Source organism: Bacillus sp. FJAT-52991, from assembly GCF_037201805.1.
Lineage (GTDB): Bacteria > Bacillota > Bacilli > Bacillales > Domibacillaceae > Bacillus_CE > Bacillus_CE kandeliae.
The window spans coordinates 671,800-695,452 of record NZ_CP147404.1 but is presented as its reverse complement, the minus strand read 5'-3'; the positions used below and the strand labels follow the sequence as shown (position 1 = coordinate 695,452).

Here is a 23,653-nt window from a genome sequence, read left to right as displayed (position 1 = left end):
CGGAATCAGCTCCGACCCTTTCATTCATTTATTCGTTGGCGTTTCTAGCGTTCGCGGATGGTCTTCGATATGAGGCTGCAGGTACGCTTCCCGCACTTCATGCCTCATCCACCCCATCATCCCTAGAATGATGATAAATGAAACGACCGCTCCCATGAATGCACGATAGGAATCTTTTTTATCTGCGAGGTATAAAAAGCCTAATAAAACGAATGTTACAATAATGGACCCGACTAACAACCCAGTCGTTAATGCATGGCCCCCCATATAAAGCAGCATCACCTCTTGCTCCAACGAAAATAATACAAGCGTTCCAGCGATAAATTGACAAAGCGTAAACCAAAATGTCGCTTTAATGCCAATCTTTCTTATACGATGATCGGCTGTCTTTTCCTGATAGTTCGGCTCTTGTTTTTTCTTCCGGCGATATTTCCATGTATAGAAAAGATAGAGATACAATCCACCTGCAGCAAAGCTCGATAACATAAAGTGGGCATATCTTTGCCAAACTTGCGGGTAATAAAATAACCCATGGAAAAAGCCGCTTGATTCCATCCACTTTTCTGGATAAAGCATCGACACCACATTCACGATAAAAATAAGTGGAACAAATAATAGAATTAAACATGCCGCTAAGCCAATCATCCAATGCAGCACTTTCTTATTTTCTAACTTTTCCCAAAGGAATTTGTAAGCGTACAAAAGCAGGAAAGCAACGATTAATAGTAAGATAACACTTAACCATGCTTTACCGATTAAGACCGTTGATGAATAAAAATATTGCGTATACACAACACTTATTAATAAAATCGGACCAACGCCAAGAACAACAGCAATACTTTTATGAATCGACGCATGATAGGAACAAATTTGAGCGACACGATCATACAGCGTACTTTGTTTTTTGATCCCAACCGCTTCTAAAATGACCGCTCCTGTGGCCAATGAAATCGTGATATTAACAAACACAATATGCAATAAAAACGTGACAACCAACAAAAACGTTAGCAAGCCCATATCACCTGGTATTGGGAGCTGAATATCATTTGGTATCGGCAGTGCTTGCGCTAGAATCATTCTTTTTCTCCCCCTTTACTTGCTCTGTATTCTTCTCTTGATCTTCATTGACTACTTTATATAAATAATGACTCAAAGCCTCTAACTCTTCTTCTGTTCCCACAAATGGCGGCATCACTGGACGAACATTATGCATCGTTGGAATAAAGCTTTTAATCGTTTCCTCTGACCAGCCATCTAATCGAGTATCCAACGCCCGCTTGGATCGCCAGCCATCCACTGTATGACATGTCATACATTGGCCTTTATACACTTCCTGCCCAGCTTCATACATATTGTCGGTTGTTACACTCTTTGTTTCGGCAAAGGTGGAATGAGCAAGCACGCCCTCTTTGTTGTATTTTTCCGCATCCTTTGCAAGTACGCCGTTTGCATACATATAATCATAAATAATGAACGGTTTTCGAACCGATTCGCGAACAAACTCAAATTCAGCCATAAAGCCTAATGAAGCGCAAAGCATCGCAGACGATAAAATCAGTGGCAACGTCTTCGGCTTAATGGCGGCCCAAAAAATAAAGAGCAAAATAACGCCTAAACCAGTTAAATTAACTAGGTCGAACATTTTTTCACTCATCCCCGTTGAATAAACGACCAAATCATACGCTTCTGGAGGAATGGATTGTAAATACCAAATGGCTGTAATTAAAATCCCCGGAATGGAAATTGCCGCCCAGACGGAGAAAATACGAAAGATCTCCTGCTTTAAGTTTTCATCCTTGATGCGCCATTTGACAAAGAAAGAGACAATTCCAATCGCCAATAACAAAGCTAAAAACGTTCTAAAACCTAATGATGGCAAATACGTCGGATTGAAAACTGCATGCCAAAAAGAGAACGTCTCTGTCCACCTCCCTGGCGTCAACTTAGCTGCCAGCACAGCGGTAATAATCGCAGCGGTAATCCATGAAAAAATACATAGTGCAATACCGATGCGAATATGCTTCATCTTTTTCTCTGTTTCCTTATACAAATCCCAAGTGTAGTAATAAATAATTAAAAGAACGACTTCTGTAATAAAAACAAACCATTCGGCCACCCACGCCCAGAAGAAGATGCGCAAAAGTGAACCGATCGAATCCGGCTGAACCACCGTCGTCGAAAACCAAATACCTACCCCCGTCATCGCACCTACTGTCGTTGTAATAATCAAAATCCACTTCGCCATTTTTCTAGCAAAGGCATCCAGCTTAATGTCCTTCTTTCGAAATGCGTTATACTCAGCCGTCACCATTAAGGTCGTTGCCCCAATTGCTACGCCATGACTAATAATGACATGAACAATCGCAATGAAAGCGATAATCATCCCATTTCCAAGCCAAGGAAATTCGATAGTTGGAAAGTTCAATCTCATAACCCCCTTAATAAAGAAATGTCATTTTAAAGATTACGGCGACATTTTGAGATAAGTGTGAAGAAATGGAGACTGTTATTGAATCGTTAAACTTCCTTCCTATAAATTTCATAACCAACTAATTTTCTTCAATCTTTTTTCAATAGTTTGAAGAAAGATTTCGGATTTGCCAGAGTGCCGATCCACTCTTCATATTAGGGGTTTTTGCACCTGTCGCTTCGCTTTCGGTACAGAAGGGACCGTCTCAATTACTTACGAGACGGTCCCTTTCAGCTTTGATACGTATATCGATTGATCGGACGGCCAATGCCCCCGTATTGAACATCTAATTTAACCTTTCCACATTTCTCAAGGTAATCGAGATAACGGCGAGCTGTCACTCTTGCAAGACCGATGCCTTCTGCCACTTCTTCGGCAGAAACAGGGACAGTCAAACTAGCTAAATAGCTGGTTACTTTTTTCAAGGTGACGGCATTTAGTCCTTTCGGAAGTTCAGCTTCCACATATTCTTCTTTTTGAAACAAGATACTATCTAGTTCTTTTTGAGACATCGTCCCGTGATCAATGAGTCGATTGCGATAGGAGCGATATTTCTCTAGTGCCTGCTTGATTCGCTCAAACTTAAATGGCTTCATGATGTAATCAAAAGCTCCTTGCTGAATGACTTTTCGAATCGTTTCAGCATCGCTAGCAGCCGTGATCGCAATGACGTCTACTTGGAACCCTTCTGTCCGAATTTGCTTCAATACCTCTAAGCCATCCACTTGTGGCATATAAATATCCACAATCACCAGTTCTGGCTGAAGAGACTTGACGAGTTCTAACCCTTCCGCCCCGTTTGATGCAACCCCCACTACTTCAAAACCATCTACTTGATTCACAAACTGGCGATTCACTTCTTGCACCATGGGATCATCTTCAATTAGAATCACTTTCATGATAGACTCTCCTCCTTTTCTGTTAGCGACATCGGAAACATAATGGAAATCGTTGTTCCTTGGCCTTCTTGTGATTCCACTTGAATCGTTCCATTTCCTTTTTCGACAATTTGTTGAATTAAAAACAGTCCAATTCCGCGACCAGCAGCGGCCTTCGTTGAATATCCTTGTTCAAATATTCGTTGTTGTTTATCTTTTGGAATACCTGAACCGTTATCTTCTACAAGAATCGATACGGCCTGCTCAGTTTGTCTAATACTTACGTAAATTTGATTATCTTCACTAGTTGTTGAAAAAGAATCGAATGCATTCTCAATAAGATTTCCTAATACAATCACAAAATCATGATGATCTAAAGCTTGCGGCAAACTGTCCAATGTACTATGCCCGTCAATCGTCACTTGAATCCCTAGTTCCTTGCCACGACTGACTTTGCTAAGCAACAGTCCGGAAATACTGTCATCATGAATATTTCGGCTTAAAAAGTTCATCAGCTCTTCCTGCTCTCCCGTTACTTGGAACACATAAGCTAATGCTTTTTCTTTATTGCCAAGCTGAATTAACCCAGCAATCGTATGTAACTTATTCATATGCTCATGATTTTGAACACGAAGCGCGTTCACGAACGCTTTTACGCTCGTCAACTCCTCTGCCATTTGCTTTACTTTCGTCCGATCCTGGAAAATAGCAATGGCTCCTACCGTCTCCCCGTCTACTTTAATTGGAACGCGATTGGATACAATCGCCCGATTTTGAATATGGAGATCGCGATTATATACAGCTCGATTTTTATGAAGAATTTCTGGAAGAAATGTATCCGGAAGTATTTCTCGAATCGGCTTTTGAATGACATCTCCCGCAACACCAAGCATTTCCTTCGCTTGATCATTAAAAATAGTAATCCTCTCTTTCTTGTCGATCGCAATAATTCCCTCATGCATAGCGTTAAATGTTTCCGTTCGTTCAACAAGAATTCTAGCAATTTCATGAGGCTCCAAATAAAACATTTGTCGTTTAATTTGTCTAGCTAAAAGATAAGCTCCCCATCCACCAACGAGCAAAGCTAGTGCTGACGTTAACAAAATTTCTCTCTTTAATGTCAAGATCGTGTCAAAAATGCTAGGTAATTTATAACCGCTAATCACTACACCGATTTGTTCATGCTTCTCATTGATTACCGGCACAAAAGCCCGAATCACTGAACCAATTTCGCCTTTAGCCTTTGATGTATAGGAGTGTTCAGCAAAGGCTGGTCCTTCGTCTTCTCCTTTTGACACTTGCCCTACCATGCTTTCCACCGGATGGGTCAGTCTCACTCGGTCCATATTAAGAACCACGATATAATCCGCTTGATTGATCACCCTTAATTCTTCAATCGTTGCTTTCATATTGTCCGCCTCAGCTCCCTGTGCCTCTAGATGCTGCACCATATTAGGCACCTCTGAAACAGTCCGAGCTGTTAAAATCGCTCGTTCTTTCAATTCATTTTCTTCTTTCTGAATAAATTGACTGATTAATACCATACCGAGTAATAATAAGGAAAAGGCTAGAATGAAGACGATCAAACCAGTGATTTTCCATTGAATAGATACTTTCTTCATTCCGTTCACTTCCCTCCATTACTTTATCCTCTATCAAAACTACCCATGATTAAAGTTTCATTTTATTATTTTATCATGCCGACAAAATTAATAAATACAAGCAAAACAAAAATGATATGATACAAATGGTGATAATCAATGAAAAAATTATATGCATTACTCATAGTATCTACTATTTTCGTATTGGCCTTCTTTTTGATAAAAGAACAACTAACCATTCAACACCCGCTTGTTTATGATGATGAACAGCAGGAGCTCGACCAAATAATCACGATCCGCTTCTCTCATGTAGTGGCCGAGAATACACCAAAAGGCTTAGCTGCCCAACGGTTTGCAGAACTTGTTCACAAGAAATCCAAAGGTCGAATCCAAGTAGAAGTGTATCAGAATGGGATACTTTACGATGATGACACCGAACTAGATGCTGTCAAAAATGGGAAGGTTGAAATGATTGCTCCTTCTTATTCCAAACTAACAGATATCGTTCCACAATGGAAAGTGTTAGATTTGCCTTTTCTGTTCCGTAATGATGAGCATGTACAGGCTGTGCTGACAGGTGACACTGGCACGAAATTATTAAAAATGCTAGATGATGAAGAGATGTTAGGTCTTTCCTTCTGGAGTAATGGCTTCAAACAAATGACCAGCAGTACTAAACCTCTAATGGAACCAAAAGATTTTGAAAAGCAAACCTTTCGAACAATGCCTGGCCAAATGATTGAAGAACAATTTAGATTATTGCACGCTCGTACAGTAAGCATGCCTTTTAATGAAGTCTATCGCAGCTTAGAAATGCAACAAATCGACGGACAAGAAAACACAATTTCCAACATTTATTCTAAACGACTTTATCAAGTTCAAAAACATATGACCATTAGCAATCATGGCTACTTAGGCTATGTCGTCATTGTCAATAAAGATTTTTGGGATGATTTACCGACCGATATGAAGAACATCATCACCGAAGCATTGCAAGAAACAACGGCTTGGAATATGGACATGGCTAAAAAAATGAATGAGACTCAATTGCAGGACATCCGCCATTCCTCCCCTATAAAAATATACGAATTAACTGATCAAGAAAAGCAACAATGGAAAAAGGTGTTCAAACCTCTTTATGAGCAAATTGAACAAACACCTAGCAAGCAACTTATGAAGGAAATTCAGGAAATTCGTTAGTTTTTTGTGAACAAAAAGAACAAAAAGAACAATATAACCATAAATTTTTATTGTCTAAATTGTCTGTTAACATAAATGTAGCAAATGAAAACGCTATCAACAGACAAGGAGGATCAATAAAATGAAAAAAGCGTTGAATAACTTAACGGTTCGTGTTGTCATTGGTATTATTCTTGGTATTATTGTCGGTTTTCTTTTTCCCTCTTTCGGAGAACAATTGAAAGTCTTAGCTGACGTCTTTATTAAATTAATTAAAATGGTTATTGCGCCAATCGTCTTTCTTACAGTAGTCATCGGAATCGGTAGCATGGGAGATTTAAAGAAAGTAGGGCGTATCGGAGGTAAAGCACTCCTTTATTTCGAAATCGTAACGACACTTGCTTTATTAATTGGACTTCTTGTCGTCAATATAGTAAAACCTGGCGTCGGCTTTAATACAAGTGCGGTTGAAGGTGGAGACATTTCTGAATATACGCAACAAGCGGCAGAAACGAGTCACGGATTTATCGCTTTCTTCGTAAACATTATTCCAGATAATATCATTGCGGCTTTCGCAAAAGGTGAGCTACTACCAATTTTATTCTTTGCTGTTTTATTTGGTCTTTCAATGGCAGCAATGGGTGAACGCTCTAAGCCACTGGTCGACTTTTTTGAAAAATTAGCGGATGTCTTTTTTGGTATCGTTAATATGATTATGAAAGTATCGCCAATCGCCGCTTTTGGTGCAATGGCTTATACGATCGGCAAATTTGGACTTGGCTCTTTAGTTTTATTAGGAAAACTAATGGGATCTGTATACATCACAATGTTCTTATTTATCTTTCTCGTACTTGGTGGGATTGCTAAGTTCTACGGCTTTAGCATCACGAAATTTATCGCTTATTTAAAAGAAGAGATTTTGCTTGTTCTTGGTACTTCTTCTTCTGAATCTGCTTTACCAAAAATGATGGAAAAACTCGAGAAATATGGCTGTTCCAAATCAGTTGTCGGACTAGTTGTTCCGACTGGATATTCATTCAATCTTGATGGGACATCCATTTACTTGTCAATGGCATCTATCTTTATCGCCCAAGCATATGGTGTGGATTTAACAATCTGGGAGCAACTAACATTAATGGCAATCTTAATGCTCACATCAAAAGGAGCGGCTGGTGTCACTGGTTCTGGTTTCATCACATTAGCAGCTACTCTAGCCGCCTTCCCAGTCATTCCTGTTGAAGGGATCGCACTTCTCCTTGGTGTGGATCGCTTTATGTCCGAAGCCCGTGCGATCACAAATCTGATTGGTAACGGTGTAGCAACAGTAGTTATCTCTAAAGTGGAAAATGAATTTCACCCTGAAGCAGTTGAATCAAATAGAGAAACGGCTACAGCACCTGAATTGAATCCTAGTATCATTGAATAAAAAATAGTGCCCTTCTTCGCATGGAAGGGCACTATTTTTTGTCCCCTCATCCTCTCTTACAAGTATATAATCATACTAAAGGAGGGATTGTGTGGGACAAATGAGGATTTATTTCATTCTAATAGGAACGATGATGATCTGGGGAGTGAATGTGTCGCTTATTAAAATTTTGGTGGACCATTTTCCGCCCGTAACGATTACAGCTTTGCGGATTTTCACTGCCTCGTTAGCGGTATTCTTCACTCTTAAAATGACAAACAATGTTCGGCGACCTCAAGGAAAAGAATGGGGATATATTTTTGGAGGGGCGTTGTTAAGTGTCGTTTGTCATCATTATTTTTTAGCGGAAGGATTAACGAAGACATCAGCGACGAACGCTGGACTCATTTTAGGATTAGGTCCCTTACTGACGGCTCTTTTTGCCACCATGCTATTAAAAGGAAGACTCACCGTTGCTCGCTGGATCGGCTTTCTTCTTGGCGGGGTTGGTGTGAGCTTTACCGTGCTTGCTGGTGAAACAGGCATCAGTACAATGACCACAGGAGATATTGATATTTTTCTTGCGATTCTTTCTCAGGCACTCAGCTTTATTCTGATTAAAAAAGCGGCAGCAACGCTTGACCCTCGGCTATTAACAGGGTATATGCTGTTCTTTGGATCGCTGGTGCTATTTGTGATCAGCTTATGGATGGAGCCACAAGGTCTCGCTCATCTATCAGAAGCTCCTCCTTTTGTTTGGATTGTCTTCTTCTTTTCAGCGATTATGGCAACAGCATTCGGTCATATGATTTATAATTACGCGATCGGAAAAATTGGTGCGGCAGAAGCGTCCATTTTTATGAATTTAAGTACCTTTTTTTCACTTGTTGGTGCAGCGGTGCTACTCGACGAATCAATGTTGCCGGCTCATTTTATCGGATTTATGCTGATCGTCTCTGGTGTTCTGCTAGGCTCCGGTTCGTTAGAAGAGCTATGGCTGCAGCGAAAACGAAATATACAAATACAAAAGCGGAGCTGAAATAGACCTCCGCTTTTACCTTGAAACAAATGAGTTATCTGTGATCCAAAAACGCCACGGATAATCCTTCGCTTCGCCGGAGTTCGCAATACCAATTCTTGGCCCGACAGAAATTTCTTCTGGTGCCACACCTTTTGCGATAAACAATGGCGACTCATCAAATCGTCGTCCATAGTCTTCCATCGTAATCCCCATCGCTTTTGTTAATTTTCCCGGTCCGCTCGTCAAATTTTTCAACGCCATCGCCCCTCGTCGTTCAACCATCAACTCCACACCTTCACATGGTTCTACCGCTCGAATGAGAACCACTTCCGGCTGCTCCACTTCTCCGCTAACCACATTTACCAAACAATGCGTATGCATCACATACGTATACACATGACCCGCTTCTTTAAACATAATTTCTGTTCGTTTTGTTCGGCGGTTGTTATAGCTATGAGCGGCCCGATCATGCGGTCCGCGATACGCTTCTGTTTCGACAATATAGCCAGCCGTCGTTCCTTCAGTCGATATTTTCACTAATGTACACCCTAATAACTCTTTCGCAAGTTGTAAAGTCGGCTGCTGATAAAATGCTGTTTCAAGTAACTGATACTGACTCATATCTTCTCTCCTTCCGTTCCTATTATCCCCTATTTTAACTGAATTAATGGAAAAACGTAGTGGAGTCCATTACAATAATGGATATAACAACAAAAGGGGAGGTCATCGTATGGAAATCATCGGCTGGGCCAGCTTAGCCATCTTTATCATAGCCATCTTTTATTTAATCATCTCTGTTATGAGTACGTTTAAAACGATGCAACCAACATTGAATCGACTTCAATCCGCTTCAGAGAGAATCAACGAACAACAGATGAAGCTACAATCAGAAGTCCAAGCACTAACAGCCCATCAAGAGAGCATCCAACAAGACATTGAGCAAAAGAAAGAAATCATGACACAATTCATTGCAGAAGCGAAACAAACACCGGGGACTATCAAGCAATTAGGTATCGCGGTGAAAAACAAATTTTTTTAAACGAAGTCGAGGCAAGGGGGACAGTCCCCTTTGCCTCGATTATGTACTTAGCTTAATGGAAATGTCACCTCAACTACGGTGCCTTTTCCTAGTTCACTTGTGATGTTCATATGAGCATTGTGAGCTTCAATAATGCGGTAGCTGACCATTAAGCCAAGCCCTGTCCCCTTCTCTTTCGTACTGTAAAAAGGTTCTCCAATCCGTGCTAATCGCTCTTTAGAAATGCCCATTCCTTCATCTTTAAAAGTGAACACCAGCCCATTCTCTGTTGACTTTGTTTCAATATGAACATGCCCCCCATTTGGCATCGCTTCAATGGCATTTTTTACAATATTAATAAACACTTGTTTCATTTGATTTTGATCACAATAAATGATCGGCAAATGCGGGGAAAATTCTTCTTCAATTTGTACCCCGTTCATATTCGCTTGAGCCGCTAATAGCGTGGTCACTTCTTTAATGAGTTTATTCATATTCGTTGGCCGAAACTCCATTGCTTGAGGTTTGCCAAGAACAAGAAATTCATTAACAATCGCACTAATCCGTTCAATTTCTGAATCAATCACTTCTAAATAAGGCCGATTTTTCGGTGAGTCCTCTTTCATTAACTGAACAAACCCTTTAATCGAAGTAAGTGGGTTTCTAATCTCATGAGCAACTCCAGCAGCTAGCTCACCAACAACTGTCAGCTTTTCCGATGTCCTAATCCACTCTTCCGCTTGAATCCTCTCTGTTATATCTGTCGACACGTAAAGCGTTTGTTCCAATTGATTCAAATCCGAAAAAATCGGTAAATGTGCTGTTTCTACATGACGCATTTCACCTTTTGGATTGATAAACATTTCTCTAACAAAAGAATGCGTCTGCCCAACTTCTTGCTCTTGTTTAAAGGAGAAGTCAGACACTTTCTTCCCTTCAAAATCAGCCACTGTTCGACAAAGAAATGACGCAAATGATTGATTTACAAACGTAAAATACCCTTCTTCATCTACCGCATAAATATAACTCGGGTTCATATCAATCACGGTGCGGAAGAAGTCTTTTTGCCGCTGTAATTCTTCTTCTTTTCTTTGTAAGCTCAACTTCGAAGTTCGCATATATTCGACCATTTCATTAAAGCGAGTCGAAAGCACCCCGATCTCCCCTTTCACGATAGGAGAAATCTTTTGATACTCATCCCCTTTTGCCACTGAATCGACCCCTGCATACAACCGCCGAATCGGCTTCACAAGATCTTGAGCGTATAGAGCTGTCAGGAGAGCCAAAGCGCACACAACGAAAATCGACATGATCCATAATGATTTCCTAAATAAATGATATTGATAATACACATCTTCTTTCGGTACTTCCGCTACAATGCCCCAATCCACGAATGAGACATATTCAAAGGAAGAAAAATAGTCAACGCCTTCTTCAGATGTGGTCTCTACATATCCCGATTCATGCTTCTTTAACTTTTGAACAACTGAATGTTCAGACATATCTTTGCCGATTTGCGTCACATCCGGATGAGAAATAACTGTTCCTTGACGGTCGACGATAAAAGCCGAGCCCGTTTTTTCATAACCAAATTTATACGTTTGAAAGATCGTTTGAAAATTTCTATTTTCTTTAATCCATAACGTCAAATTGACAACGCGGCTCACTTCCCCATCTACTAAGATAGGGACAGCAAAGACGATGACAGGCCCATGCGCTGGAAGGTTTAAAACCTCACTAACATAAGGCTCTTTCGTTTCGAACGGCCGTTTAAAATATACTTCGTCTTTCACATTTTTAAGTGAATGATGTCCCTCTTTCGGAAAATAGGCTTGCACATTGCCTTCTTTATCAGAAATGATGGCACTATCGACAAAAGAAGAAACATCACTTAACATACCTAATTCTTTAGATAACTCATCAGGATCAGTGGATTGCAGTTCTTCCCTCGACTGAACATGAACAGCAAGGGTCCTCATTTCGTCTGCAACCACTGATATTTTTTCTTTAATTCGCTTCGCATTTCTATCTGTAATTTCACGATAAACATCTTGAGAGATGTCAGGCAGAAGGACACGAGAAGCGGTAAAAACAAAGAGTAATACAGTAAAAATAACAGCGAGATTAATCAAAAATATCTTCCAAAAAATATATGATTTATACCACTTCATTTTTTCACCTAGGCTTCTAATCATGAGATCGTTTTAACTTCATATTACCAAATCTCTCCTTCTTCTGTATAGGCGAACTCCAAATAAAAAGGGCTTGTCCCCTACATAAGTTTTCGTAGGAGACAAGCCCTTTTACGAGATGATCTCGTTCTTATATGCATATATTCGTAACTCAAACGCTTTTCAATGAGTTGTGTTCTTCCTATCTTGCTTGGAATGAAACCGCCGCGGTTTTGTTCCACATCGTCGTTTATGATGAACCTAAACGACCTAAGCCCTGCCTTCTCTTAAGTCCTTGCGGCTCCGAAGCCGCTCCAGTGTGAATAAGTCTTACGTCAAAAACATAGCAGAATGCCAGTATCTATATAAAACGTTTTAAGTTACTTTCTAACTGAGTGTAAAATTATATCATCATTCACCATATCCGTCAACCATTTCTTTTCGTCGCTAGAAAAAATTTAATCATTCCATACGTCACTTCTTCCGGAAGCTGTTCTTTAATCGGCTTTAGTTTATCCACTCCAACCTTCTCTACAGCTTGTTCAAGCAACGAATGGTGAGTAGCAGGAATGAGCGAAGACAAATGGACATCTAACCCTTCTTCTATGCACTGGGCTAGATGATTTTCAATCGTAAGGATAGAGAGGTCACGCTTTTCCGCGATTTCTTCAACTGTTAACTGCTCTTGATGCAAAGCCAATGTTTCTAAATGCGAACCGCTCACTGACTTTTTCTTCGGTGCGGAAGGAACCGTGATGGTACTTACTTTCTCTCTTTCAGGATGCTCCTTGACAAACTGGATAATCAACTGCAGAAAAGCCTCCCCATATTTTTCAAGCTTACTGCTTCCGACTCCACTCACCGTTAGAAACTCTTCATCCGATTGTGGAAGCCTTGTGCACATATCTTGTAAAGTCGAATCTGAAAAGATAACAAAAGGTGGCACTCCCGCTTCTTGAGCCAGCTGTTTCCGTAAACTTCGTAATTGTTCAAACAACGGATCATCTTTAGAAATTTGCTTCGTTTGCACCACTTCTTTTCGCTGAACCGATTGTTGACCAAGCAAGACATCCTTGCCGCTACTCGTCACAAAAATCGTCGGGTACGTTCCATGCTCGACACCGAGCAGCTCTTTAGAAATTAAAAACTCGATAAAGTGACTAACCTCTTTGGCACTTTGCCGTTTCAAAATACCATACGTCGACAATTGCTCAAAGCCAAGTTCAAGCAATTTTTTATTTCTCGAACCGGTTAACACTTGCGCTGTCATCGCTTTGCCAAAGCGCTGGCCCATGCGAATGACACACGACAGCACCATTTGGGCTTCTTTCGTAACATCAACACTGCTTCTTGAATCGATACAATTTCCACAGCGACCGCATGGCTCCGAAGACGTTTCCCCGAAATATTTCACGATAAAACTTTGCAAACAGCTTTCCGTATGACAGTAATCCACCATTAGCTGCAGTTTCTCAAGCTCTTTCGGTATCCGTTCTCGCTCTTGCGACTGATCGATTAAAAAGCGCTGTGTCTGTACATCTTGTGAGGAGTAAAGCAAAATACACTCACTCGGCAACCCATCTCGTCCTGCGCGCCCAGCCTCTTGATAATAGCTTTCCATATTTTTCGGCAATTGAAAATGAAGGACGTATCGAATATTGGACTTATCTATCCCCATTCCGAATGCATTGGTCGCCACCATTACAGATGCCTGATCCGTTAAAAAGCGATCCTGCTCACTCATTCGTTCCACGTCACTCATGCCCGCATGATAACGAGTAACCGCAACATTACTTTTTTTTAGTTGTTCAAATAGCTGATCCACGGTTTTTCTCGTAGCGGCATAAATGATCCCAGCTTCTTTTTCATTCTTTTTAATATAATCTTTTAAAAACAACTGGCGATCCTGCCCTTGAATCACGGAAAAAGAAAGATTTTCCCGCTCAAATCCCGTCATGACTGTATGGCTATCATCAATAGAAAGCAAGCGGCAAATATCATCACGAACTTGCGGAGTAGCCGTCGCCGTCAGTGCCAACACAATCGGCCTTCTGACAAGCATATCCGCTAGCCGTTGAATTTGCCGATAACTCGGTCGAAAATCATGCCCCCATTGCGAAATACAATGGGCTTCATCCACCGCCACGAGCGGAATTGTGATTTCTCTCAGCTCTTCAATAAAAGAAAAAGATTCTAACCTCTCTGGTGCTATGTATAATAATTTATATTCTCCATGTTTTGCCGCCGTCATCGTCTCACGAACTTCTTTCGGGCTGAGCGAACTATTAATATAGGCAGCCGGAATGCCCACCTCTAATAATGTATCTACTTGGTCCTTCATCAACGAGATCAGCGGAGAAATCACAATGGTCGTCCCTTGAAGAACAAGTGCCGGAATTTGATAACAAATCGACTTCCCGCCCCCCGTCGGCATCACACAAATGGTATTCCTGCCCGCAAGAACATGCTCTATTGCCCGCTCCTGCCCTTTGCGGAATGCGGAATAGCCAAAATGAGATTGCAACAATTGTTGGGCTTGTTGAAGCATTATGTCACTTCCTTTGATTTTTTCATTATTATAACATGAGGGCATCGCTACGAGAGGTTGGAACTGAGGGAGATTTTTGGATTTTTCTTGAACCTTCGCGATCGCTTCTTCGACTTTTACCGCTTTTCTTGAACCTTTGCGGCCGCTTCTTCGACTTTTACTGTTTTTCTTGAACCTTCGCGGCCGTTTCTTCGACTTTTACAGCTTTATTTCTGTTCCTTATTTCTCTATAATAGGAGTAACTATAGCATACATAGAAAGGCTGGTAGGAGTTTGGAACAACATTCATCAAATTTTATCAGAACGATTATTACGGAAGATTTAGAGTCAGGTAAGCGGGATCATGTGATTACTCGTTTTCCACCTGAACCTAATGGGTATCTTCATATCGGTCATGCGAAGTCCATCGTGATCAATTTTGGGTTAGCGGATGATTTTAATGGAAAAACGAATTTGCGTTTTGATGATACGAACCCTTTGAAGGAAGATCAAGAGTATGTCGACTCCATTAAGGAGGATGTCGAGTGGCTCGGTTATGAGTGGGATGATTTGCGTTATGCGTCTGACTACTTTGAAGAGATGTACAACAGAGCGGTCCTATTAATTAAAAAAGGCAAAGCGTATGTAGACGATTTAACAGCGGAAGAAATGCGCGAATATCGCGGGACATTAACGGAGCCTGGAAAAGAAAGTCCGTATCGCAACCGTTCAATTGAAGAAAATCTAGACTTATTTGAGAAAATGCGTAAGGGCGAATTTGAAAACGGCTCAAAAGTGTTACGTGCCAAAATTGATATGGCGTCTCCAAATTTGAATTTACGCGACCCAGCTTTATACCGCGTATCTCATGCAAGTCATCATAACACTGGCGACAAATGGTGCATCTATCCGATGTATGACTTCGCTCATCCACTTGAAGATGCGATTGAAGGCATTACTCATTCTCTTTGTACAACAGAGTTTGAAGACCATCGTCCGCTCTACGAATGGGTAGTGAGAGAATGTGAAATGGAGCATCAGCCGCAACAAATTGAATTTGGACGTTTAAATATTTCCAACACGGTAATGAGTAAACGGAAATTAAAGCAACTCGTTGATGAAGGATTTGTTGATGGTTGGGATGACCCACGCCTACCAACGATTTCTGGTTTAAGAAGAAAAGGCTATACGCCAGAAGCGATTCGTGATTTCATCGGCGAAATCGGGGTGTCTAAAGGTTCTGGCGTTGTGGATTCGGCGATGCTTGAGCATTTTGCGCGTGAAGACTTAAAGATGAAAGCACCACGAACAATGGGTGTGTTGAAGCCATTAAAAGTGGTCATCACGAACTATCCTGAAGGAGAAGTTGAGTGGCTGGATGCTGAAATCAACCCAGAGAACCCGGAAATGGGTACACGAAAAATTCCTTTCTCTCGCGAAATTTATGTAGAGCAAGAAGATTTCATGGAAAACCCGCCGAAGAAATACTTCCGCCTCTTCCCTGGCAATGAAGTTCGCTTAAAGCATGCGTACTTCATTAAATGTGAAGAAGTGATTAAAGATGAAAACGGCGAAGTGATTGAACTTCGTTGCACATACGACCAAGAAACGAAGAGCGGCTCAGGTTTTACTGGCCGTAAAGTGAAAGGAACGTTGCACTGGGTAGATGCGACTCATGCGATTCCTGCAGAATTCCGCCTATATGAGCCATTGATTTTAGACACGGAAGAAGAGGAAGAAGAAACAGAAGGCAAGACGTTCTTAGATTACGTGAATAAAAACTCACTTGAAATCGTCGACGGCTTCATTGAGCCAAACATGAAAGATGTGAAGGCACAAGATAAGTTTCAATTTTTCAGACATGGCTATTTTAATGTCGATCCGAAACATACGACCGAAGAAAAGCCGGTCTTTAACCGCATCGTTTCTTTAAAAAGCTCATTTAAACTGAAATAATAAAGTGAAACTTCAATTAGTGGGGGGTTCTTCATCCCCCACTGATTGTTAGTTGAACGGATCGGGCGTTAACGGGCTGTTGATACTGCGCTCCTCTGCCATGTTGAGGTGGGGGTCTTACAGCCCGTTAATGCGGGATAAAACGAAGGCTACCAAAAATAAAAATTTGGTAGCCTTCGTTGTCGTTTCAGCACTCCACCTATTTAATTAATCGCATTTAAATCCGTCTCTTCTTGCAAAACTTTAGCTGCTTTTCGTTTATACACAATTTTCGATAAGTTGACACTCACTTCATAAAGCAAGATTAATGGAATGATGACGAGTACATCTGATAAAAAGTCTGGTGGGGTGATTAACACGGATGTGACAATTAAAGCGAAATAGGCATACTTTCTCATTTTATGTAATTGATAAGGATTTAATATACCTAAACTGGTTAAAAACATCATCACAACTGGTAACTCAAATAAGAAACCAAAAGGCAAGGTCATATGTAGAACGAACTTAAAGTATTTTTCCGTTGTAAAGAATGTAGTAAACATCTCGCTAGATAACGACATTAAAAATGACAAAACAATGGGGAAAAGAACAAAATAGCTAAAGCAGATCCCACCGATAAATAGTAGAAATATAGCTGGGATATACCTTGCCGTCACTTTTCTTTCCTTGTCTGTGAGTGCCGGTCTAATAAATAGCCAAAGCTGATGAGCAGCTACAGGGATCGTGCCAGCAATCGCCACTACCGTAGCAATCATCAAGTAGACAACAATGATATCACTTGGCCCTAAAAGAGCCAGCTTAAAAGGCAAATCCTTCACCATAAAATGATAAATATCTTGCACAAATATAAAAGACAATAACAAAAATAGCATAAATGCAACTAATGTAATAATGATCCTTTTTCTCAGCTCTTCAAAATGCTCCATAGCCTTCATATTTCGATCTTCCATCTCATCCATCACTCCATTTATTCAAGCGTATAAATCATGAAAAGGCTGTTCAAAGAATGTGTACACATTTTTTGAATACAGCCTTTTCCATCCTCTGATTATGTGAGGCTTTTCTTCTCTTTCTTAGCAATCGTTTCCTCATCCGCATCATCAGACACTAGCTCACGGGTCGATTTCTTAAACTCTTTTAAAGTAGACCCAAAAGCACGACCGATTTCTGGTAGCTTTGAAGGACCAAAGATGATTAAAGCAATGACTAGAACTAAGATCAGCCCCGGTATACCAATATTTTGTAACATTTAGTTTTCCTCCTAGTACTTATAAGATGAAATAGCTACAACCGATGGACGCGGCTGATTATCACCTTTGCGATGTGGCCACATACTTGTTGGCTTTTTAATATCTTTCGTTTCTTCACCTGGATGCTGAACAGCTAAAAATAGCGTCTTTTCATCATCAGTGAAACATGGACCTGTTAATTCAGCTTCAACTGGAGCAGAAGCAAATTGGAATGCATCACCTTGCTTATCACCCATAGTCGGAATAACGAATATCCCATTATTCTTGAAAGTAGTAAATACCCCTTTATTGACAGAGCTTGAAGAAATGTCGGTCACTGTCCATAAATTTCCTGAGCTATCGAATGTTAAGTTATCTGGTGCACTAAATCCACTTTGGCGTCCGCCGCAAGCGAAGATTTCAAAATCAAATGTTAAAGAACCTAAATCATCATTATCCTCAATAAATCTCGTGATATGCCCATGAATATTCCCGTGTTTGGAGTTATTCGTGTGAGCGATAAATACTGTGCGATCAAACGGACTAATTTCCACATCTTCTGGACGATCTGTTGGAGTAGCTCCTAATAATACAGCCGCATCATGTGCATAAACAAGAACATCTGCTTGTGTCTTAAATTTCCCAAGAATATCTTTATTTCCTTTCGCTGCTGCTTTTACTGCATCAACAGTCAAAGCAACCCACTTTCCGTTTTTCATATCAGCCGCATAAAGCGTGCCATCTTCTAATAAAGCAGAGTTTGCTTGTTTACGAGATTTCACATACTTCCCTTTACTAATGAATTTATACACACACGCATCCGTTTTATCATCGCCCATGTAAACAACGATTCGGCCATCCTTTGTTAATCCCATGGCTGCATTTTCATGATGGAAGCGACCTAAAGCCGTATGCTTGCGCGGAGCAAAACTTTCATTGTAAGGATCTACTTCTACAATCCATCCATAATGAGTTTCATTTAAGTTTGCATCCATCGAAGTAGATTCATAGTTTTCTTCAGCAGATAAAACCGTGTTCCAAAGAGTTTTCCCACCTGAACAGTTAGCAAATGTTCCTTGAACCACATCCACTTTTCCTACAACGTCTGCTTTTTTAGCGGGGCCTGTCAATTGAAAAGGAGTAAGACCAGAAATACGGCGCGCATACTGAGAAGCTGTGTCCATTTTCCACACGCCTTCTTCATCACGATATACTTCAATAATTGATCCGCCTTGGTTATATAGAAGCTTTTGAATTTGATCTTTTGAATATTTTCCGTCTTTGTTTTTCGGACCTGTTACCCATAGATCGCTTGTATACTCATGATTCACCCATAATAGCCCTCTTTCATCTGAACCATTGATCGGGAAAAACATAGTAAAGTCATTGTTGTAGCCGAAAGTGTCCCCTTTTTGATTGATGACATCTCCATAGGCTGCCACAACATCATATTTATAACCGCGTGGCAACACTAATTCATCTTTATCTGTCGGTTTGATTGGCGTGAAACTTAAACCAGATACTTTCTTTTTAATACCGAATAGATGAGACGCCGCATTGGTCCCTTCGGCTTGAACTTTTGGAGCGAAAACGCCTAAGCCGGTAGAAGCAACTGTCAAAGCAGTTACCCCAGTTCCTACATAAGTTAAAAACTTTCGACGGTTTAATTCTTCTGTCATTTTAGTCCACCTCTATATGTATTCTGTTGGATTCCATGGACTATTGTAAATTTCGTTTGTAAAGAGAGATTATGGATTTTGTTATATATTTTTTAATATTTGTTAAGAAAAAACAGGTATAAATACATATTTTTTTACAAACATTAAACTTCCTTTCCGCTCCATTTATGGATGCACGTCCTGCTTATCTATCTCTAAAGTATTGATATTATTAGGTTTTACATTGCTTTTGTCATTCAGCGACAAAAATGAAAGCGTTTTATTGTTTTTCAGCAACATTGTAAATAGATGTGACGAAATTGTAAAATTATTATGAAATCAAAACAACTTCTTAGGAGGTGCAACAATAATGGAAGCTTTGACTAGAGACTTTTTCTTATTTTTATCCAAAAATAATTTCCTTAATAAATTAGCTCAAAACAGCGGCGGAAATTTTGCTGCAGGAAAGATTATAGGCGGAACAAACTTTCAAAGCTCGATTAGATTTATTCGTGAATTGAACAAACAAGGATTATCCGTCACAGTGGATCACCTTGGGGAATTTGTCGATTCAAAAGAAGTAGCGAACGAAAGAACAGAAGAATGTATTCAAACGATCGAAATGATCAAAAAAGAAAATTTAGATTCACAAGTTTCCTTAAAAATGACTTCTTTAGGACTTGATATCGATCGCGATTTAGTTGTTCAAAATATGACAAGAATTTTAGATACAGCTGAAAAAAATCAAGTCATGGTTACTATTGACATGGAAGACGTGCCACGTTGCCAAGCGACCCTTGATTTATTTAAGCAATTTAAAGAAAAATATCATTATGTAAGCACAGTGCTGCAAGCTTATCTTTATCGAACAGAAGCGGATCTAGCTGATGTAAGCGATTACAATCCGTTTTTACGTCTTGTAAAAGGTGCGTATAAAGAATCTCCAGAACACGCTTATCCTGAGAAAAAAGATGTAGACGAAAATTATAAAAAACTTATTGCGCAAAACTTATTAAATGGGAACTACACAGCCATCGCTTCTCACGATGACCAAATCATCGAGTTCACAAAGGAATTTGCGAAAAAGAATAACATTCCTAACGATCAATTCGAATTCCAAATGCTTTACGGAATGAGAAACAAGACGCAGCTTGAGCTTGTGAAACAAGGCTACAAAATGCGTGTTTACGTACCATATGGCCTTGACTGGTATGGCTACTTCATGAGACGACTAGCTGAACGTCCTGCAAATATCGCCTTTGTTTTCAAAGGCATGGTGAAAAAATAAAAGGAGCGAATGCAATGATTCCATATAAACACGAACCATTTACCGATTTTTCAAAAGAAGAGAATAAAAAAGCATATGAAGAGGCATTAGCCCTTGTACAAAGCTATTTAGGTCAAGATTACCCGCTTGTTATTGGTGGCGAGAAAATCACGACGGAAGAGAAAATTACGTCTTACAACCCAGCAGACAAACAAGAAGTGATCGGTCGCGTATCAAAAGCGAGCCAAGAACTAGCAGAAAAAGCGATGCAAGCAGCGGTAGAAACATTTGAAAATTGGAAAAAAGTAAAACCAGAAGTTCGTGCCGATGTATTATTCAAAGCGGCGGCAATCATTCGTCGCCGCAAGCACGAATTCTCTGCTCTTTTAACAAAAGAAGCCGGTAAACCTTGGAATGAAGCGGATGCCGATACAGCAGAAGCAATTGACTTCCTTGAATTCTACGGCCGTCAAATGTTGAAAATTAAAGATGGTGTGCCAGTGGAAAGTCGCCCAGGTGAATATAACCGTTACGGCTATATTCCATTAGGAGTAGGGATTATCATCTCTCCTTGGAACTTCCCGTTTGCGATCATGGCTGGCACAACGGTGGCGGCGATTGTCACAGGAAATACAGTGTTATTAAAGCCCGCTTCCACTACGCCTGTCGTTTCGGCGAAATTTGTCGAAGTGATGGAGGAAGCAGGTCTTCCAAAAGGCGTATTAAACTTCGTACCGGGAAGTGGCGCCGAAGTGGGCGATTACTTAGTGGATCATCCGAAAACACGCTTTATCTCTTTCACAGGTTCTCGTGATGTGGGTCTTCGCATTTTCGAACGTGCGTCTAAACTAAACGAAGGCCAAATTTGGTTAAAACGTGTCATCGCTGAGATGGGCGGAAAAGACACGATTGTGGTCGATAAAGAAGCGGATCTTGAATTAGCGGCTCAATCGATTGTGAAATCAGCATTTGGTTTCTCTGGACAAAAATGTTCGGCTTGTTCTCGTGCGGTGATCGTAGAAGATGTGTACGATCAAGTCTTAAATCGTGCGGTTGAGTTAACGAAAGAAATCACAGTTGGTAACCCAGTAGACAATCATTACATGGGACCAGTGATTGACCAAGCAGCGTTTGACAAAATCATGAGCTATGCAAAGCTTGGCCATGAAGAAGGTCGCGTCGTAGCAGGTGGCGAAGGTGATGACTCGAAAGGTTACTTCGTTCAGCCAACGATCGTAGCGGATGTCGATCCGAAAGCTCGTTTAATGCAAGAGGAAATCTTTGGCCCAGTGGTTGCCTTTGCAAAAGCGAAAGACTTCGATCATGCGCTTGAAATTGCGAACAACACAGAATACGGTTTAACAGGTGCGGTGATTACAACCAACCGTGCGAACATGGAAAAAGCACGCGAAGACTTCCATGTGGGTAACCTTTACTTCAACCGCGGCTGTACAGGAGCGATCGTTGGATACCAGCCATTCGGCGGCTTCAACATGTCAGGAACCGACTCTAAAGCGGGTGGCCCTGATTACTTACAGCTACACATGCAAGCAAAAACAACTTCAGAAATGCTATAACATTTTTTCGGGATCTGACCCCCAGTGTATTAACACGTTAAAGGGGATGGGGGTCAGCCTCCCTCATCATCATAGATTTTTCATAGAAAGCGAGGGGTTTTTAATATGTTGGATTATTCTTTAATTGCTTCGGTCACGGTATATATGGTCGGAATGCTGTTCATTGGTTATTTCGCTTATAAGAAAACATCAAATTTATCGGATTATATGTTAGGTGGACGCGGGTTAGGTCCAGCGGTTACAGCTTTAAGTGCTGGAGCTTCAGATATGAGTGGATGGCTATTAATGGGATTGCCTGGTGCGATGTTTGCGACGGGTCTTAGTTCCTCATGGATCGTCATTGGTTTAACACTTGGGGCATGGGCAAACTGGCTTTATGTCGCCCCTCGATTAAGAACTTACACAGAAGTGGCTAATGATTCGATCACTATTCCAGGCTTCTTAGAAAATCGTTTTAACGATCAGTCTAAAATTCTACGTTTAATTTCCGGTTTAGTTATCTTAATTTTCTTTACTTTCTATGTCTCTTCAGGAATGGTTTCTGGAGGCGTATTGTTCCAAAACACATTTGGACTTGATTACCACACAGGCCTTTGGATCATTACAGCCGTTGTTGTTTCCTACACTCTTTTTGGCGGATTCTTGGCGGTAAGTTGGACAGACTTTGTTCAAGGTTTAATTATGTTTCTTGCCTTAATCCTTGTCCCTCTTGTCACGTTGATGCATGTGGGCGGATTTGGTACAACGATTGAGACAGCTCGCTCTATCGATCCAGATTTGCTAGACGTTTTTAAAGGAGCCAGCTTTTTAAGTGTTGCATCCTTATTCGCTTGGGGTCTTGGATATTTTGGACAACCTCACATCATCGTTCGTTTTATGGCGATTACTTCTGTTAAAGAAATTAAAAAAGCTCGCCGCATCGGTATGAGCTGGATGATTTTCTCTAGTATTGGCGCGATGCTAACGGGCTTTGTCGGTATCACTTACTACCACCAAAACGGATTAAAACTCAGTGATCCTGAAACGATCTTCATTAAGTTAGGCGAAATTTTATTCGATCCAATTATTACAGGTTTCTTGATCTCTGCCATTTTAGCAGCGATCATGAGTACAATCTCTTCTCAATTGCTTGTTACTTCAAGTTCATTAACAGAAGATTTATACAAAACATTTTTCCGTCGCTCCGCTTCGGATAAAGAGCTTGTTTTCTTAGGTCGTTTATCTGTTCTTCTTGTATCAATTGTTGCCCTCGTCCTTTCTTGGGAAAAGAGTAAAACAATTCTTGATCTAGTCGGCTATGCTTGGGCAGGTTTTGGTTCCGCATTCGGTCCAATGATCATTCTTAGCCTTTACTGGAAACGCATGACGAAATGGGGCGCACTAGCAGGAATGGTTGTAGGTGCTGTAACGGTTATTGTTTGGTCAAAGATCGGGTTATCTGATATGTTATACGAAATGATCCCTGGCTTCACAGCAAGCCTCCTTGCCATCGTCATCGTCAGTTTGCTAACAACTAAACCATCCGCACAAGTCGAACAACAATTCCAACAGTTCGAACAAAAACTGAAAGAAGAAAGTTAATTCCGTGCTTTCATATAAGAATAAGTGAAAAGGACTGGGTCATTCCCGGTCCTTTTCGTTGTGTTTGCGTATATTGGGGGTATAATGAAGTGTATGATAATGGAGAAGGAGGAAT

The 23,653-nt window shown here is 40.6% G+C and carries 18 protein-coding genes; 8 read left to right on the top strand and 10 right to left on the bottom strand.

Features of this window, described 5'->3' with window-relative positions; genetic code table 11:
• Nucleotides 1-24: 24 nt before the first annotated feature.
• The 4 genes from WDJ61_RS03635 to WDJ61_RS03620 form a co-directional block, all read right to left on the bottom strand.
• Nucleotides 25-1,077, bottom strand: a complete 1,053-nt coding sequence (locus tag WDJ61_RS03635; RefSeq protein WP_338753231.1) for a cytochrome ubiquinol oxidase subunit I — start codon at nt 1,075-1,077, stop codon at nt 25-27.
• Nucleotides 1,043-2,425 (bottom strand): c-type cytochrome, encoded by a 1,383-nt coding sequence (locus WDJ61_RS03630; RefSeq protein ID WP_338753230.1) that lies wholly within the window; start codon nt 2,423-2,425, stop codon nt 1,043-1,045. The genes WDJ61_RS03635 and WDJ61_RS03630 overlap by 35 nt, the downstream gene beginning before the upstream one ends.
• Nucleotides 2,426-2,700: 275 nt before the next feature.
• A complete protein-coding gene (locus tag WDJ61_RS03625) occupies nt 2,701-3,372 on the bottom strand; it encodes a response regulator (protein ID WP_338754691.1) in 672 nt (223 codons plus the stop codon).
• The gene (locus WDJ61_RS03620) at nt 3,366-4,970 is read right to left on the bottom strand and encodes a sensor histidine kinase (protein ID WP_338753229.1); all 1,605 of its coding nucleotides are present in this window, start codon (nt 4,968-4,970) and stop codon (nt 3,366-3,368) included. The genes WDJ61_RS03625 and WDJ61_RS03620 overlap by 7 nt, the downstream gene beginning before the upstream one ends.
• Nucleotides 4,971-5,108: 138 nt before the next feature.
• On the opposite strand from WDJ61_RS03620, the gene WDJ61_RS03615 reads away from it, so the two are divergent.
• The 3 genes from WDJ61_RS03615 to WDJ61_RS03605 all read left to right on the top strand — a co-directional run bounded on the left by WDJ61_RS03615 (nt 5,109) and on the right by WDJ61_RS03605 (nt 8,572).
• On the top strand, nt 5,109-6,149 hold the full coding sequence (locus tag WDJ61_RS03615; protein WP_338753228.1) for a DctP family TRAP transporter solute-binding subunit: 1,041 nt from the start codon (nt 5,109-5,111) through the stop codon (nt 6,147-6,149).
• Nucleotides 6,150-6,270: 121 nt separating this feature from the next.
• Entirely contained in the window at nt 6,271-7,554 is a 1,284-nt protein-coding gene (locus WDJ61_RS03610; protein ID WP_338753226.1) for a dicarboxylate/amino acid:cation symporter, read from the top strand.
• A gap of 100 nt (nt 7,555-7,654) precedes the next feature.
• Entirely contained in the window at nt 7,655-8,572 is a 918-nt protein-coding gene (locus WDJ61_RS03605; RefSeq protein WP_338754689.1) for a DMT family transporter, read from the top strand.
• Nucleotides 8,573-8,587: 15 nt separating this feature from the next.
• On the opposite strand, the gene WDJ61_RS03600 is transcribed toward WDJ61_RS03605, so the two are convergent.
• Nucleotides 8,588-9,175: a DNA-3-methyladenine glycosylase gene (locus WDJ61_RS03600; protein ID WP_338753224.1), complete on the bottom strand. Its 588-nt coding sequence runs from the start codon at nt 9,173-9,175 to the stop codon at nt 8,588-8,590.
• Nucleotides 9,176-9,284: 109 nt separating this feature from the next.
• Between WDJ61_RS03600 and WDJ61_RS03595 the strand changes: the two genes are divergently transcribed.
• Nucleotides 9,285-9,593 (top strand): DUF948 domain-containing protein, encoded by a 309-nt coding sequence (locus WDJ61_RS03595; RefSeq protein ID WP_338753223.1) that lies wholly within the window; start codon nt 9,285-9,287, stop codon nt 9,591-9,593.
• Nucleotides 9,594-9,640: 47 nt separating this feature from the next.
• On the opposite strand, the gene WDJ61_RS03590 is transcribed toward WDJ61_RS03595, so the two are convergent.
• Together WDJ61_RS03590 and recQ are read right to left on the bottom strand one after the other, a co-directional pair.
• Complete coding sequence (locus WDJ61_RS03590; RefSeq protein WP_338753222.1) at nt 9,641-11,743, bottom strand: ATP-binding protein; 2,103 nt, start codon at nt 11,741-11,743, stop codon at nt 9,641-9,643.
• Between the two features lie 427 nt (nt 11,744-12,170).
• On the bottom strand, nt 12,171-14,291 hold the full coding sequence (gene recQ / locus WDJ61_RS03585) for a DNA helicase RecQ (protein WP_338753221.1): 2,121 nt from the start codon (nt 14,289-14,291) through the stop codon (nt 12,171-12,173).
• 273 nt (nt 14,292-14,564) lie between these two features.
• Between recQ and WDJ61_RS03580 the strand changes: the two genes are divergently transcribed.
• Nucleotides 14,565-16,226, top strand: coding sequence for a glutamine--tRNA ligase/YqeY domain fusion protein (locus WDJ61_RS03580; RefSeq protein WP_338753220.1), 1,662 nt, complete (start codon nt 14,565-14,567; stop codon nt 16,224-16,226).
• 203 nt (nt 16,227-16,429) lie between these two features.
• Here the strand turns inward: WDJ61_RS03580 and tatC are convergent, their stop codons facing one another.
• From tatC to WDJ61_RS03565, 3 genes are all read right to left on the bottom strand, one after another.
• The gene (tatC, locus tag WDJ61_RS03575) at nt 16,430-17,176 is read right to left on the bottom strand and encodes a twin-arginine translocase subunit TatC (protein ID WP_338753219.1); all 747 of its coding nucleotides are present in this window, start codon (nt 17,174-17,176) and stop codon (nt 16,430-16,432) included.
• Nucleotides 17,177-17,274: 98 nt separating this feature from the next.
• Nucleotides 17,275-17,475, bottom strand: a complete 201-nt coding sequence (locus WDJ61_RS03570; RefSeq protein WP_338753218.1) for a twin-arginine translocase TatA/TatE family subunit — start codon at nt 17,473-17,475, stop codon at nt 17,275-17,277.
• Between the two features lie 12 nt (nt 17,476-17,487).
• The gene (locus WDJ61_RS03565) at nt 17,488-19,134 is read right to left on the bottom strand and encodes a PhoX family protein (protein ID WP_338753217.1); all 1,647 of its coding nucleotides are present in this window, start codon (nt 19,132-19,134) and stop codon (nt 17,488-17,490) included.
• Nucleotides 19,135-19,483: 349 nt separating this feature from the next.
• Between WDJ61_RS03565 and WDJ61_RS03560 the strand changes: the two genes are divergently transcribed.
• From WDJ61_RS03560 to putP, 3 genes are all read left to right on the top strand, one after another.
• Nucleotides 19,484-20,401 carry a proline dehydrogenase gene (locus WDJ61_RS03560; protein WP_338753215.1) on the top strand — a complete coding sequence of 306 codons (918 nt, stop codon included), beginning with the start codon at nt 19,484-19,486 and terminating at the stop codon, nt 20,399-20,401.
• Between the two features lie 14 nt (nt 20,402-20,415).
• The gene (gene pruA, locus WDJ61_RS03555) at nt 20,416-21,957 is read left to right on the top strand and encodes an L-glutamate gamma-semialdehyde dehydrogenase (RefSeq protein WP_338753214.1); all 1,542 of its coding nucleotides are present in this window, start codon (nt 20,416-20,418) and stop codon (nt 21,955-21,957) included.
• 105 nt (nt 21,958-22,062) lie between these two features.
• A complete protein-coding gene (gene putP / locus WDJ61_RS03550; protein WP_338753213.1) occupies nt 22,063-23,538 on the top strand; it encodes a sodium/proline symporter PutP in 1,476 nt (491 codons plus the stop codon).
• The last annotated feature ends 115 nt before the right edge of the window (nt 23,539-23,653 follow it).